The sequence below is a fragment of the Succinimonas amylolytica DSM 2873 genome (assembly GCF_000378405.1).
GTDB lineage: Bacteria > Pseudomonadota > Gammaproteobacteria > Enterobacterales > Succinivibrionaceae > Succinimonas > Succinimonas amylolytica.
This window is the reverse complement of the sequence record NZ_KB899636.1, coordinates 862,798-876,885: the sequence shown is the minus strand read 5'-3', so window position 1 is coordinate 876,885 and position 14,088 is coordinate 862,798. Positions and strand designations below refer to the sequence as shown.

General features: G+C 49.3%; 10 protein-coding genes and 1 pseudogene. 8 read left to right on the top strand and 3 right to left on the bottom strand.

Annotated features, from left to right (window positions below; genetic code table 11):
• Nucleotides 1-106: 106 nt before the first annotated feature.
• Nucleotides 107-643 (bottom strand): tRNA (adenosine(37)-N6)-threonylcarbamoyltransferase complex ATPase subunit type 1 TsaE, encoded by a 537-nt coding sequence (gene tsaE / locus F557_RS0103870; protein ID WP_019000941.1) that lies wholly within the window; start codon nucleotides 641-643, stop codon nucleotides 107-109.
• A 42-nt stretch (nucleotides 644-685) separates the two neighbouring features.
• Nucleotides 686-2,338: an NAD(P)H-hydrate dehydratase gene (locus F557_RS0103865; protein WP_169335156.1), complete on the bottom strand. Its 1,653-nt coding sequence runs from the start codon at nucleotides 2,336-2,338 to the stop codon at nucleotides 686-688.
• 52 nt (nucleotides 2,339-2,390) lie between these two features.
• Between F557_RS0103865 and queG the strand changes: the two genes are divergently transcribed.
• The 3 genes and pseudogenes from queG to F557_RS18690 all read left to right on the top strand — a co-directional run bounded on the left by queG (nucleotide 2,391) and on the right by F557_RS18690 (nucleotide 5,100).
• Nucleotides 2,391-3,587, top strand: a complete 1,197-nt coding sequence (gene queG / locus F557_RS0103860; protein WP_019000939.1) for a tRNA epoxyqueuosine(34) reductase QueG — start codon at nucleotides 2,391-2,393, stop codon at nucleotides 3,585-3,587.
• Nucleotides 3,588-3,734: 147 nt separating this feature from the next.
• Nucleotides 3,735-4,469: pseudogene (gene ppgK, locus F557_RS0103855) on the top strand (polyphosphate--glucose phosphotransferase); the annotation flags it as partial.
• Between the two features lie 229 nt (nucleotides 4,470-4,698).
• Complete coding sequence (locus F557_RS18690; RefSeq protein WP_019000937.1) at nucleotides 4,699-5,100, top strand: late competence development ComFB family protein; 402 nt, start codon at nucleotides 4,699-4,701, stop codon at nucleotides 5,098-5,100.
• A gap of 62 nt (nucleotides 5,101-5,162) precedes the next feature.
• Here the strand turns inward: F557_RS18690 and recJ are convergent, their stop codons facing one another.
• Nucleotides 5,163-6,941, bottom strand: a complete 1,779-nt coding sequence (recJ, locus tag F557_RS18685) for a single-stranded-DNA-specific exonuclease RecJ (RefSeq protein ID WP_019000936.1) — start codon at nucleotides 6,939-6,941, stop codon at nucleotides 5,163-5,165.
• A 242-nt stretch (nucleotides 6,942-7,183) separates the two neighbouring features.
• On the opposite strand from recJ, the gene F557_RS0103840 reads away from it, so the two are divergent.
• The 5 genes from F557_RS0103840 to F557_RS18675 all read left to right on the top strand — a co-directional run bounded on the left by F557_RS0103840 (nucleotide 7,184) and on the right by F557_RS18675 (nucleotide 13,854).
• Entirely contained in the window at nucleotides 7,184-8,617 is a 1,434-nt protein-coding gene (locus tag F557_RS0103840; RefSeq protein WP_157617739.1) for a hypothetical protein, read from the top strand.
• Nucleotides 8,598-9,473 carry a 50S ribosomal protein L11 methyltransferase gene (prmA, locus tag F557_RS0103835; RefSeq protein ID WP_019000934.1) on the top strand — a complete coding sequence of 292 codons (876 nt, stop codon included), beginning with the start codon at nucleotides 8,598-8,600 and terminating at the stop codon, nucleotides 9,471-9,473. Before F557_RS0103840 ends, prmA begins: the two co-directional genes overlap by 20 nt.
• Before the next feature lie 348 nt (nucleotides 9,474-9,821).
• Nucleotides 9,822-10,166, top strand: coding sequence for a helix-turn-helix domain-containing protein (locus F557_RS22575; RefSeq protein ID WP_019000933.1), 345 nt, complete (start codon nucleotides 9,822-9,824; stop codon nucleotides 10,164-10,166).
• Nucleotides 10,167-10,303: 137 nt separating this feature from the next.
• Nucleotides 10,304-11,620, top strand: a complete 1,317-nt coding sequence (locus F557_RS0103825) for an ATP-binding protein (protein ID WP_019000932.1) — start codon at nucleotides 10,304-10,306, stop codon at nucleotides 11,618-11,620.
• A gap of 5 nt (nucleotides 11,621-11,625) precedes the next feature.
• Complete coding sequence (locus tag F557_RS18675) at nucleotides 11,626-13,854, top strand: DEAD/DEAH box helicase (RefSeq protein WP_019000931.1); 2,229 nt, start codon at nucleotides 11,626-11,628, stop codon at nucleotides 13,852-13,854.
• Nucleotides 13,855-14,088: the final 234 nt, after the last annotated feature.

The following is a 14,088-nucleotide window of genomic DNA, read 5'->3' as shown; positions in this document are numbered from 1 at the left end:
AAAACATCTGAATTTCAGGATTATAGCATTTTAAAAACGATATTTATCCTGTTACATGAAAGAGGTTTCAGGATTTAAAAACGATCACTGCGCCATCTTCTGAAAATCAGTAAACTGCAGCACCCGAACTATCGGAACCTGGAACTCTGCCACCTGAAATGGAAGCAGAGATATTATTGGAAAACGCCGTAACAGCAGCGGCGCCCCGAGCAGTCATCCCTTCGGCAGTCAGTAGTCTCCCGCCATCATAATAGCTGATTCTGACAATAACATCCGGTTGAGGCAAAAATCCTCGCCCTTGTTCCGGCCATTCCACAATGCGAACACTGCGATCCGCAAAGTAGTCCCGAATTCCCAGAAGCTCCAGTTCCTCTGGGTCCTGAAGCCGGTACAGATCAAAATGCCAGACAGGAATCTCCGAAAAATCATAGGCCTCCACCAGCGTATATGTCGGACTCTTTACTACTCCCTGCCAGCCCCGGGATCGCAGGAAGCCTCTGGTAAAGGTAGTTTTCCCGGCACCAAGATCCCCGAGAAGAAAAATGGTTGTGCTTTCAGCTACCGCTTCCCCCATAATTCCCCCTAGGATTTCCGTATCAGACTCATTTTCAAGGAAAATGCCGCCGGCAGTCATTCTGTACATTTCTGTCTCCTGTTATCTACCAAAATATAAACAAATAGGTACTTATCTGCCATTAAGGAGCTTTCTGATAAATGGCAGAAGATCCCCGGCACACATTCCGATGGCACCGTCCGCTTTTTCAGACTGAATACCAGCCTCTCCGTGAACTGCCACTCCTAAAACCGCCGCCTGAAATGGCTCCATTCCTCCGGCAATCAGCGCTCCAATAACCCCGGACAAAAGATCGCCCATGCCGCCAGAGGCCATGCCCCGGGATCCGGTACTGAGAATTACCGTATGATTGCCGTCTGACACCATTGTAGTTGCCGACTTGAGAACAACAATCGCTCCATAGCCTTCCGCTATTTTCCTGACCGTGCCCAGCGGGTCGTCCAGAACCTCCGAAACTGTCCGGTCCGCCAGTATGGCACCTTCTCCAACATGAGGAGTAAGAATCAGATTCTCCGGTCTTGCCGCCGGATTGTCCCGCATCCTGCGGAGCCACTTGAGTCCGTCGGCATCCGCCACCAGCGTTCTGGCTCTCCCGAAAATCTCCCGGAACATCCCGAAAGACCGGGCAGATCTCCCCATTCCTGGGCCTGCCACCGCACAGTCACACCAGCCAAGATCATTTCTTAGAGTCTCCGGAGTGCCGGTCATGACTTCCGGCTGCAAAAAATTCATGGCATCCCGTTTTTCACTTAAAAATGTCGTTCTGACAAGCCCGGCACCGCTTCTGAGAGCCGCTCTTCCCGCGGTAATAAGAGCCCCCTCCATACCCGGACAGCCTCCTGCAAGCAGCACCCTTCCGGCATTACCCTTGTGAGCACAGCGGGCACGTACCGGCAAAAAGGCTTCCAGATCATGATAATCCATGGCATAAAGCCTTTCACCCTCCTGAACTCTGCGGGCATTGACCGCAAATTCCGGCAGCTGATCCAGCACAGTGACAATGCTGCCGGCAAAATCTCCGGCCAGTCCCAAAAGAAGTCCGGGCTTTTTTGTGAAAACCGTAATAGTCATAACGGCCCGCACCGCCAGCCCCGGTACCACGGGAACACCGGTATCGGCATTCAGCAGAGACGGCACATCCAGACTTACAGTTTCACAGCCGCTTCGGTTTATTTCCCGTACTGCAGCGGCCATCCTCTCAAAATCCGGATTGCCGGGACGCGCCGAGAGCACACCAATCCCGGCAATGGCGTCAATAATCACCGGTGGAACTCCCATTCCCGACGCCCTCAGGGATGAAATAATCCCGGAAATCCGGACGCTGTCCACGCACCCGCCGTTTCCGGATTCCTGAACACCTCCTGCGGCAAGATAGCGTTCCCGGGCCCGAACTGCGGCTATTCCGCTCTTCTGGGGCACCGTCTGCACCACTACTACATAACGATAGCCGTTTCTGATGAGCTCACGTCCGACAACGTACCCGTCTCCGCCGTTATTGCCGTTACCCGCAAAAATAACAAACGGAATTTCTCTAGACGGATAAAACTTCATTATCTCCCCGGCCATGGCGGTACCGGCTTTATCCATCAAAGAAAAACCGTCTTCTGTCAGATATATTTGCTCAATTTTCCTGGTGGCGGCGACACTGAGAACAATATCTGATAAATTATTAATGCCCTTTTTGCTTCTGTCCGTCAGAAAACTCCGGATAAAATCTGCGGCGCACGATTCCGGGACAGCGGTATCCCGGAAATCAGGGTCCACAGAAATGCTGCAAGACCCAGCTGTTTGTTTTCCGCTGAAAGAAGAGTGCTTCATGACTGTTATCTCCCCAAAATCCGGAAAAACCGGCACTGATTATACGGAACTCCTGAAAGCAGTGTCCCTGAAATCCCGGGAAATCGGCCTGATTCCCCTGGGGTTCTCCACAGCGGATCAGGCCCCCGGGGGTGAAAAATCCTTTTCAGAGCATCTCAGGAACGGCATTCCTGCCGGAGTTTACTATCTCGCCAGGAATCAGGAGGTGCGCAACAATCCCGCTCTGATTTTACCAGATTGCGGAATCATCATGAGTTTTGCACTGCCATATTTCCAGGAGCTCCCCTACTCCGAGCCGGACAGCGGGCGTATCAGTATTTACGCTCTGGGACGAGACTATCACCGGGTTCTCAGAAAAAAGCTTAACATTATCGGAAGCTTCCTTAAAGATCTGATACCAGAAATTCAAACCCGGGCAATTACGGACAGCGCCCCCTTCTACGAACAGTTTTTTGCCGAAATCACGGGATCGGCAATACGGGGACGAAATAACCTGGTTCGAATAAAGGAAGGCGGTTCCTGGATTTTTCTGGGTGAACTTCTGACTAGCCTGAAGGCAGAAATTTCGGAAAACTCTGCTTTCAACTGTCTTCCCCGGAAAAACTGTCCGCCCCCATGCCCTCCCGGGTGCGACCGTTGCCGTCGCTGCTGTCCGGGAAAGGCCTTTACCCCAGAAGGCTTTAAAATCGAAAAATGCCTTTCCTATCTTACCATTGAAAACCCCGAAGAAATCCCCGATGAGATGATAGAAGCTGTGGGGAACCGCATCTATGGCTGTGATGAATGCCAGCTTTCCTGCCCTGAAAACCGAAGACTTCTTCGGAGCAAAAAACACAAGTCGCCGGAGCTCATCCCGGATTCCGATTTAAAAAACCGATATTCCCGGGATTTTCTTAAGCTGACTGCTCTTCTGGATCTGACAGACGAGGAATTCTTAAAGGTCTTTGCAGGGAGTCCAATCCACCGAATCGGCTATCAGGCATTTATGAGAAACGTATTTGCCGCTTCAGCCAATGCTCCCGGAAATCCGGAGCTTCTAAAAAAACTCCGTGCCCGAATTGGCACCGTTGCATATCCCCGTACTCTTGAAATGGCTATTCAGGCACAGCTCCGAAAACTCGGAGAAAGCCACCATAAAAATTCTCCCGCTGAAAACAATCTGAAACTCCAGCTTCCTCATTCGGAACGAAATTAAAAAAACAAATTTTGCTCACAATTTAAAATAGTAAATGCCTGTTTTTCAAGATAAAAGGATTAACTCAAATCTCAAAAAATTATAATAGCTTAGACACGCCCTGACTGCCGGGCAGGATACAGTTAAGGATTTACGGAGGAAATGCGGATGATTGCACTGGGAGTAGACATAGGAGGCTCCGGAATAAAAGGAGCCGTTGTAAACACCGAGACCGGAGAGATTCTGTCAGAAAAAATCCGTATCGCAACTCCGCAGCCGGCAACTCCCGAGGCAGTTGCAGCCACACTCCAGGAGCTGGCCTCAAAGTTCAGCGACTACGAAGCCATCGGCTGCGGATTTCCGGCCACAGTACACCATGGAATTGCCTTTACAGCTGCCAATATCGACCAAACATGGATCAACACCCCGGTGGAGAAGCTCTTTACCGAAACCCTGGGGCGTCCGGTATTTGTGCTTAATGATGCTGATGCCGCTGGCATTGCTGAAATGAACTTCGGAATCGGACGGGAACACCGAAACGGCATTGTCATGATGATCACCATCGGAACAGGCCTGGGATCGGCAATATTCGTAAACGGAGTTCTGATGCCAAACACCGAACTCGGTCATCTTATTCTCTCTGACGATATCGCCGAACACTACTGTTCCGATGCCGCAAGACAGCGAGAGGATCTGGGATGGAACAAATGGGGAAAAAGATTCAACCGTTATCTCCAAAGGCTGCAGTTCCTTTTCAATCCGGATCTTATCATCCTGGGTGGCGGGGCATCGAAGAGCTTTGTCAAGTACCAGGAAAAAATCCGGGTCAGAACCCCCGTGGTACCGGCACAAACCCTGAACCTGGCCGGTATTATCGGTGCTGCCGTCTACGCGGCCGGTCAGTCCCAGGCCGGACTCACTCCCAATATTGACGGTGCGGAAGAATATATTAGAAAGATGCTGGAAGCCGAGGCCAAACACGACCGAAAAGAACATAAAAAACTGACCGGCAGCCTGAAAAGCGAGGCTGAAGATGACTGACAGACCACACACAGAGCCAGACTACATAAGACTGTCGCCCCGGAATCTCCCTTGCGGCAGACCTTACATTTGAATAACAGGTAACAAACTTATGGCAACAATCGAAGAAGTCCACAATTATTACGAAAAGCTGGTTCGGGACTACATAAACGCCCTGGAGCTCGCCCAGACCCGGGATACTGACTATCTCACGGATCTTTTCTGCATGACGCTGAACCGCCTTCCCGCTCTTTATGTGCGCTACGATGTGGACATGCTCTACTTCACCTCTGACGAAAAGCGTCAGGAAATGGACGACATGGTTATCCGGGCCGTAACCGATTCCATTGCCTGGCTTGACGAGGCCGACCACAAACGTGACGAATATGACAAAAAGGGAGAAGAGCTGGTAGTCGTGAAGAAAGTTCAGCGGGAAACCTACGAACCGCTGGGACAGCAGACCGTGGCCAATCTTCTGGCCAGCGAAGAGGCATTGGCCATTCAGGACGAATAACGCCGCCGGTTAGGTAGCGCAGCAAGGCCAGAATATTTCATCCCGGCTTCATTTGTGCCGCCTCACCGGAAATCCGCATAAGGGATCCCCAACCCGCCATTCCAAAGGATCCTCTCCTCTTTTTTGTCCATGGCCGGTTCCATAGCTCTTACAATCAGACTGATTTTGCCTGAGTTGCTGTTGCTGCTGATCTGAAAACAGTACACAGCCCGCACCATGGTGACACTCTGATTGGGCCAGAATCTTTCATCGTAGTAGAAATAAAAAGCCGGAAAGCTGCGACCGTCCGCCAGTGAAAGCCGAAATCTGAGGTGTTGTTTCATCACCGTCTGGTGGCTCATAAAGAACACCCCGTCAAATACCGGATTCGGAAAGCCCTCCCCCCATGGCTGATCATAAACCAGCGTGCGTACAAAGCTGGGAATAAAATATGCCCCCGGAAGCTCGCCGTCGCTCTCAAAGGTCTCCTCAGAAACTCCGGTTCTCATGAATCCCCGCACCAGCTCCGCAAATTTATCCCGCAGGGCCGGAATACCGTCCCGCCGCATGGTAAGGCCCGCTGCCCTAACATGTCCGCCACATTGCAGCACCACCCCCGGAAGCATATCGGAGATCCTTTCAAGTGCTCCGTGCATACTGAAATTATCCACCGAACGGCAAGAGCCTACGACAGTATTTTCCTGAAGACCATCCGCCAAAACAATTACCGGCACCCGGTAGCGATCCTTAAGCCGGGCCGCGATAATTCCGGAGATCCCAGAATGAAAATCCGGACTATAGATTACTATTCCTCCGGATACGTCATGCCCCGGCATTTTCCGGATCAGATCTTCGGCAGCTGCCATCATCTCAGACTCCATTTCCCGCCGCCGAATATTGAAATTAAAAAGAATACTGGCATCTCTCCGGGCAGTGTCGGCATCCCTGGCAGCCAGACATTCCACCCCGTAGCTCATATCGTCAATTCTCCCGGCGGCATTCAGTTTCGGTCCCAGAGAAAAAGAAATGTCGGAACTGGTGATTTTTACAGCAGAAACTCCTGAAACCCTGATAAGCTCGTCAATGCCGCAGGTGGTATTATGCTTCCTGATAAGACCGATGCCGTACTGCACCATTATCCGGTTGTTATAATCAAGAGGAACCACATCAGATACGGTTCCCAGGGCCACAAGATCAAGATAGTCCTGCATCCTCGGCTCGGGAATCCCCTGTTCCCGAAACCACCCATTTTCTCTGAGATATGAGCGCACCTGTGTCAGTACATAAAAAATAACACCGACTCCGGCAATATTTTTGGAACGGAACGGACAGTCCTTCCTTTTGGGATCCACCACTGCATCGGCTTCCGGCAGTTTCTCGCCCGGGATGTGGTGATCGGTAACCACCACCCGGATCCCCAGCTCCCGGGCCCGGGACACCGCGTCCAGGGCGGAAATGCCGTTATCCACAGTGACAATAAGGCCCACACCATCGGCTGCAGCCTTCTCCGCCATGGCGGCACTAAGACCGTAGCCGTCATTATGCCTCCTGGGAACATAAAAATCGGCCTCTCCGAATTTCAGATCCTGAAAAAATCTCATAGCCAAAGCCGTAGCAGTGGCTCCGTCCACATCATAATCCCCAATGATCCTAATCCTGGTTCGTTCCATCACGGCCAGACCAATGATCTCCCTGGCCCGATCCATATCCCTGAAATCCGGCAGCAGTAGATTCCGGAGAGAATATGAAAGCTCTGCAGTATTCCTGATACCGCGCTTCCAGAATAACTCCGTGAGCACCGGATCCAGTTTCCATTTCGGCAGAGGACCGAATTTTGCGGCATCGCGACGTAGGATTTTCATAAAAATGAATCCGGAACTCCCTCAACATTACAAAAAAAGCGAACCGAAAACACCAGATGCCCCCCATCCCTGTTTCCGCAGCCATAATCCGTATTTTACAGGTCTTTAAACAATAGTTGTTAGTATCCCGAACTTCAAAAAAACAACTTTTTAAAAATAATCTGCGTCTCTATCTGTTCAGAACCGGCAAATTTTATTATTATATGACCCGCTTCACAATTTTAACCAGTCAGACCTGTCACATGCATCCAAACATTAACTATCGCACCCTTCTGATTATGCTCCCCGTAGCCATGGTCACACTGTGTGATACAACCGGGGTGTATATCTTTGATCCTGCAGACATCAGACTGCTTTCGAATTCCAGTCTCATAACGCTTACCTTTGCACTGGCCTGCTCTCTTATATACGAACAGGATAATAAATTCTGGCGGCTTTTCGGCTGCGCCATTTCCTATGTCACCGCCTTTGAAATTGTAAAGGTCTGCGGCACCCAGTCGGTATCTCCAGGAATTGTGGCAGCTTTTCTTGCCCCCTTTGCCGCCTCAGTGCCATCTCCGGCAAATTCCGGAAGCTCCTCTCTGGGAGAACCCCTCCTCAATTATGTTCTGGCCGGTTTTTTTGTACTCATCTTCACTCTGGTACTGACCTTTCCGGTATGGGCTATCCTGCATTATGCCATATCAGGTATCAGATATGCCCTGTTCTCTGTTTCAACTACAGATTTTTTCAGTTTCATCTACGGAACACTATGCCAGACAGCTCAGGCGTTCGGCTCCGGAGACAGAATTCTTGAGATAGTTGCAGCCTCTCCGGTGTTTCGCAGCAGTAACGGCATCTACACCGGAACACTGCTCTGTTTCTTCTGCGTGCTGTCAGGAATCTTCGGAGCGGTGGCCCTGTGGGAAGGAGTACAACACAAATATTTCACCATTCTCCTGTTTCTTCTGGCCCTGAGCAGCGGCAGTACCGGAATGAGCATCGCTCTGCTCATGATGACCATGATATGGCTGTACCCTTCACTTTTCGCACTTTACCTGGTAATCTGCACTATCATTTATCTGGTTACCTGCAATGTTAAATTTGATGTTCTGGTAAATCCGGATGTTTTTTATCGACCGGATGTCATGCTGTCAGACATTGTGGTTTCCGATCCCTCGTTTATCATTACCGGAATAGCAGTATTCAGTGCCTCCATGGCTCTGGCATATATGGTAATTGAGCTTCAGGGGACCTATGCCGAGGCTATGAGCCGGGGCATGTCCGCAATCAGGGCTGTCACTATAGAGCTTAGAAACAAGGCTGTTTACCGTGATGAAAGCGTCAGAGCTCTGGAGCTTCTGAAAATCATGGGGGGCTTCAACAATGTCATCTGGGTCGGAGAAGCAACTGATAAAGAGCTGCAGATGAAAATTGTCACCGCAAACCTGGTTAATGCCGGCTCGCTTTCACTTATCGGCTGCAAAATGAAGCTGGACAACGAAACCATGCTCTGCCAGATTGAAATGGAAAACAACGCCGAAATAATCAGAAAGCAGCTTCTTATATATGCGGATGCCCTGAACATTGATGTCCAGACCGAATACCGGGAAATCAGGCCTTACGCCCTGGAAGACAGCAAATTCAAATCATTTTTCAGCACACAGGAGGAAGTCTATGCCCTGGATACAGATTAAAATCGGAACGGTTAGCAAAAAGGCAAAAAAAATCAGCGGCATGCTATCCGGATTCGGAGCTGCCAGTGTGACCTACACCGATACCGAGGACGCTCCGGTATACGAGCCTCTTCCCGGGGAGACCAAGCTTTGGGAAAACACCACCGTAACCGGCCTGTTCGAGGCGGACACCGATCCGGAACCGATAATTAAGTTCTTCAAAGATCACTTCCACGACGAAATCACCTGCCGGGCGGAACAACTGGAGGACAAGGACTGGGTTCGGGAATGGATGAACCAGTTCCATCCCCTGAAATGCGGAGAAAAGCTCTGGATCTGCCCCAGCTGGTGCGAAATTCCCGATCCTGATGCGGTAAACGTCATGCTGGATCCCGGACTGGCTTTCGGAACCGGTACACATCCCACGACCTTCATGTGCCTGAACTGGCTGGACAGTCTTCATCTGGAAAACAAAAAAGTAATCGACTTTGGCTGCGGTTCCGGCATTCTGGCAGTAAGCGCACTTAAGCTGGGAGCTCCGGAAGCCGTAGGCATCGACATTGACCCTCAGGCTCTCACCGCCAGCAAAGATAATGCAGAAAGAAACGGCGTAGCAGAAAGACTAAGTCTCTATCTTCCGGAGGATACTCCCCAGGAAATCAAGGCGGATGTTCTCGTGGCAAACATTCTGGCCGGCCCCCTGAGAGAGCTGGCTCCGACAATTGCCGGTATGGTGGCTCCCGGAGGAAGCTTTGCGCTGTCAGGAATCATTGCTTCCCAGTGTCCGGAGATTCAGGAGATTTATTCACAGTGGTTTAAGCTCAATGAACCGGTGTTCCGGGAAGAATGGTGTCTGGTGAGCGGGATAAGAAAATAGAAGGGAAATGGTGAACCACATCTTTCCTAATGTCTAAAAACGTTATGTTGGACTGTGCAAATGCCTGGTTTTGAGATTTTGCACAGCGTTTCCACCCCAGGCATAATAGCTGCCACTGTTTTCGCGCATTTCCCCTGCCCACTTCAGGTCCGCTCGGTTCAAAAAATCACCAAACCCCCAAAAAACTTTTACCTAAATCACAAAATCAGCTTTAAAAAAAGCAAAAAAAATAATAATATACGCCCCGTTGTTACGAAAGAGAGCCCCGGGTTCGCAGGAATTCTTAAACCTCCGGTATTCCGACACCCGTTGCAGGGGCGAAATACAATCATCAATGAAGGTCAAAAAATGTTAAATTTCACGTCAGACGGAATGAATCAAAACCGCGCAGCAATGGACAGCACCAATTTCGGAGTCCGTAATACCGAAAACGAACCCCAGAGCCTGGCCAGCAAATACACCATTAACCCGTTTTGCGACAATATTTCCATATCTGTCATTCACTTTCTTAACGATAACGCGCAGAACGAGCCCTCCAATATCTACGATCAGGTAATTCAGGAAGTGGAGAAATCCCTCTTTGTAAGAATTCTGAAATACGTCTCCGGCAATCAGACAAAAGCCGCCCGGATTATGGGAATCAATCGCGGCACTCTCCGCAAGAAGCTTAAAAAATACGGCATTTCCGGCTGACACTATCTGTTCTTTCCCGGCTATTGCCAGCCGTTGCCCAAAATTGAGAAACTCCCCAGAGATTTTTCAGAAAAATTATGGCACTCAAAAACCGATGGTCTATAATTCAGGGATCCAGGTAATTTAAGGCAGAACAAATGACCCCGAAAATCAGACAAAGAGAAAGAGATTCCATAATTCAGTCGTTACGTGCGGGGGTAACACCCAGAACCGGACTTCAGTATATCCAGGTAGGCCGTGTTAACGAAATCAAGTCCATGGTAAAGGATATTGACTGCATTGCCGACGAGGGAAGCTCTTTCAAGATGATTATCGGGGATTATGGAGCCGGCAAAAGCTTTTTTCTGCAACTGGTAAAAACTATCGCCCTGGAAAAGGGGCTGGTGACCATGAATGCAGACCTGGCACCCGACAGAAGACTTCAGGCCTCCAGCGGTCAGGCCCTCAATCTCTATCAGGAACTGACACGGAATATGGCCACCAGAGCAAGACCCAACGGCAGTGCCCTGAACTCCGTTATCGAAAAGTTCATCACAGGACTCCGGGAAGAGAATCCTGACGGAGATCCCGGTAAAATCATCAAAGACAGGCTGGCATTTCTCAATGATTTTGTCGGCGGCTATGATTTCGCTCTGGTAATTCAGGCCTATTGGAAAGGCTATGATTCTGGAAACGACGATCTTAAAAACAATGCCGTAAAATGGCTTCGGGGAGAATATCACACCAAAACCGAAGCCAGGCAGGAGCTCGGAGTCAGAACCATTGTGGATGATGCCTCCATCTATGATTTCTTCAAACTGCTCAGTGCTTTTGTTCAGGCTGCCGGATACAAAGGGCTCCTGATAAGCATGGATGAGATGGTAAACCTTTACAAAATCCACAACATCAGATCCCGCGAGGCAAACTACGAACAAATCCTACGCATCATAAATGACTGTATGCAGGGAAATGTCAGAGGTCTCGGCTTTATCTTCGGCGGCACCCCGGATTTTCTGGAAGATCCCCGGAAGGGGCTGTTCAGCTATGAGGCCCTTAGATCCCGTCTTGCTGCTAATAATTTTGCCAAGAAGGCCGGAGTAAACGATCTTTCCGGTCCGGTAATGCATTTGGACAATCTTACCCCGGAGGAGCTTTACATTCTTCTCTGCAATATCAGAAACATCTTCGCTTTTTACGATCAGGATAAGTATCTGGTTCCTGATGAGGCTCTGGAAAAATTCCTCACCCACTGCTCCCAGAATATCGGAGATGCTTACTTCAAAACTCCTCGCAATACTATTAAGGCCTTTGTGGATCTCCTTTCAGTAATCGAACAGAATCCTTCCCTGGACTGGAAAAAGTTGCTTCAGGATGTCAAGGTGGGTATCGAAAACTCTGACAATCTTGGTATGGACGGAGATAACGGCAGTGGTAACGCTGAGGACGATGACGAGCTGACCGGATTTACTCTCTGAACCGCATGGATACCAACATCAATAATCTGCATCCTGTAATCCTGAAATGGCTTAACCGCCAGGGTTGGACACGTCTTCACGATATTCAGGAAAAGGCCATCATGCCAGTATTGAAGGCTCAGGATGATATTATCATCAGTGCTGCCACTGCCAGCGGCAAAACAGAAGCCGCTTTTCTTCCGGCATGCACCAGAATTCTCTCCCGAAACCTTCCCGGCGTCAGAATTATCTACATAAGCCCTCTAAAGGCACTGATAAACGATCAGTATAAACGCATCAACGCCCTGGGAGAGGCTACCGGCATTTCAGTAACTCCATGGCACGGCGATATTGGCTTCAGCCACAAAAAGAATCTTTTCAATGCCCCGGAGGGGATTATTCTGATCACTCCGGAATCTTTGGAATCTCTGCTAATAAATCACCAGGAATGGTGTATCTCCAGTTTTCGAAATCTAACCTACTTTATCATAGATGAGTTTCATGCCTTTATCGGTACTGAACGCGGTTACCAGCTCCTAAGCCAGCTGCATCGCATTGAATTCATGCAGAAGAGGAAGATTCCGCGGATAGCTCTCAGTGCCACGCTCAGCAATATAAAATCAGTGAAACAGTGGCTGCGGCCCAACAGCACAGGAAACACTGAAATTATTGAAAGCTCCGCAGGATCCAAGGGCATAAAACTCCAGATTCGGGGTTACGATATTCGCAAAGCCGCCACTCCCGAAGACGAAGTTAAGGATTATGAATATCTGTCCCGGGATATTTTCCGGCTTCTCCGGGGCAGTACAAATTTGGTTTTCGCCAACAGCCGCAACAAAACCGAACTAATAGCAGGAACTCTCACCAGACTGTGTCAGGACAACTTTGTCCCGGTGGAATTCTTCCCTCATCACAGCTCGCTGTCCAAGGATCTTCGGGAAAGACTGGAAAACCGGCTTAAGGAAGGACGCCTTCCCACTACAGCCATTTGCACCCAGACTCTGGAACTGGGAATTGATATCGGCGACATATCTTCCATTGCCCAAATAAACTCACCTCAGTCAGTAGCCAGTCTACGTCAGAGAATCGGAAGATCCGGAAGGCGCGACAAGGATGCCGTACTACGGATATTCATTCCAGAAATCCAGGAGCCTGAAAACGAAAAACCGGCACTTAATGCCCTTCTTCGTGATGAAACATTTTCCTCTGCCGCCATGATCGAACTGGTACTTAACCGATGGTTCGAACCGCCCACAAGACATGAATATGCCCTGTCTACACTGACGCAGCAGGTATTGGCGGTAACGGCACAGTACGGCAATGTTCAGGCTAGAAGTCTCTACAGACTGCTCTGCAAAACAGGACCGTTCAATCTCGTGGATCCTCAAACCTTCGGCGATCTTCTGCATTCTTTGGGCAAGCATGACCTGCTAACCCAAATGGGGGACGGTTGTCTTACTCTGGGCCTGACGGGAGAAAAGCTGCTTTCAAATTACAGCTTCTACAGCGCCTTCAAGGTTCAGGAGGAATATACCATCGACAACAACGGCCAGAAAATTGGAACAATCCCACTGAACCAACCTCTGGAGGTAGGAGATACTTTTCTGTTCGCCGGTAAAGGATGGGAGGTGGTGTACCTCAGCGACGAAAAGCATGAAATCTATGTTAGAAGCTGCAAAGAAGATACAGATCCGCTTCTGCTTGACGGTAACAGCGGAAGAATTCACGACGGAGTACGGGAAAAAATGCTGGAGCTCTACATTGGAGAAAAACCTCTGCCATACCTCAACAAGACAGCACAGAAGCATTTTGAAGAGGGGCGCCGGCATTTCAAGGATCTCAACCTTTCAGATAATCGCTTTATTATCGGCATTACCGGAATCTACCTTCTGCCATGGAAGGGAGATCGTATCATGCACACCATAGTCCAAATTCTAAAAAAGCACGGTATTCGCCGCGCTAAAAAAATTGGCAGCTACATTTACATTCCGGAAATTACCAGTATCAGGTTTAAAGATACAGTAAAAACCATTTTGAGTATGAATCCCCCTACCGAAGAGGAGCTGGCAAAATCCGTCAGCAACCTGGAATTTGAAAAATATGACAGTTTCCTTAGCCGCGAACTGCTGCAAAAGGCCTATGGGTTCAGGAATTTTGATGTCCCTGGCGCCCTGGAGTTCTTCAAAACTGTAATTCCTATGTCCCATTCTCCGTTTAATCCCCGTAACGGAGCCTCATATCCAGTTTATGCCTGATGAGTCCCGAATATTCTCTCCTAGTAAAGTAACCCTCAAATTAACCTTTTTAGGCAAAAAAGCAAGCCACCATTGGGCTTCGGGCAATTTTTTAAGACCAACTGTCGAACTTCAGAGTAACCCTCACATAACTGCTCTAGCCTACCTATATTCAGCACATTTTTTCATCCAGAAAACAGACTTTCATTTTAACCCCGGCCCAGTCCGTTCACCACAGCATCCGTGTAGAACCAA

Coding starts and splice junctions, on each gene's coding strand:
- prmA (WP_019000934.1), top strand. CDS start 8,598: ATGCCCTGGATACAGATTAAAATCGGAACGGTTAGCAAAAAGGCAAAA.
- tsaE (WP_019000941.1), bottom strand. CDS start 643: ATGTACAGAATGACTGCCGGCGGCATTTTCCTTGAAAATGAGTCTGAT.
- F557_RS18675 (WP_019000931.1), top strand. CDS start 11,626: ATGGATACCAACATCAATAATCTGCATCCTGTAATCCTGAAATGGCTT.
- F557_RS22575 (WP_019000933.1), top strand. CDS start 9,822: ATGTTAAATTTCACGTCAGACGGAATGAATCAAAACCGCGCAGCAATG.
- F557_RS18690 (WP_019000937.1), top strand. CDS start 4,699: ATGGCAACAATCGAAGAAGTCCACAATTATTACGAAAAGCTGGTTCGG.
- queG (WP_019000939.1), top strand. CDS start 2,391: ATGACTGTTATCTCCCCAAAATCCGGAAAAACCGGCACTGATTATACG.
- F557_RS0103840 (WP_157617739.1), top strand. CDS start 7,184: ATGCATCCAAACATTAACTATCGCACCCTTCTGATTATGCTCCCCGTA.
- F557_RS0103825 (WP_019000932.1), top strand. CDS start 10,304: ATGACCCCGAAAATCAGACAAAGAGAAAGAGATTCCATAATTCAGTCG.
- recJ (WP_019000936.1), bottom strand. CDS start 6,941: ATGAAAATCCTACGTCGCGATGCCGCAAAATTCGGTCCTCTGCCGAAA.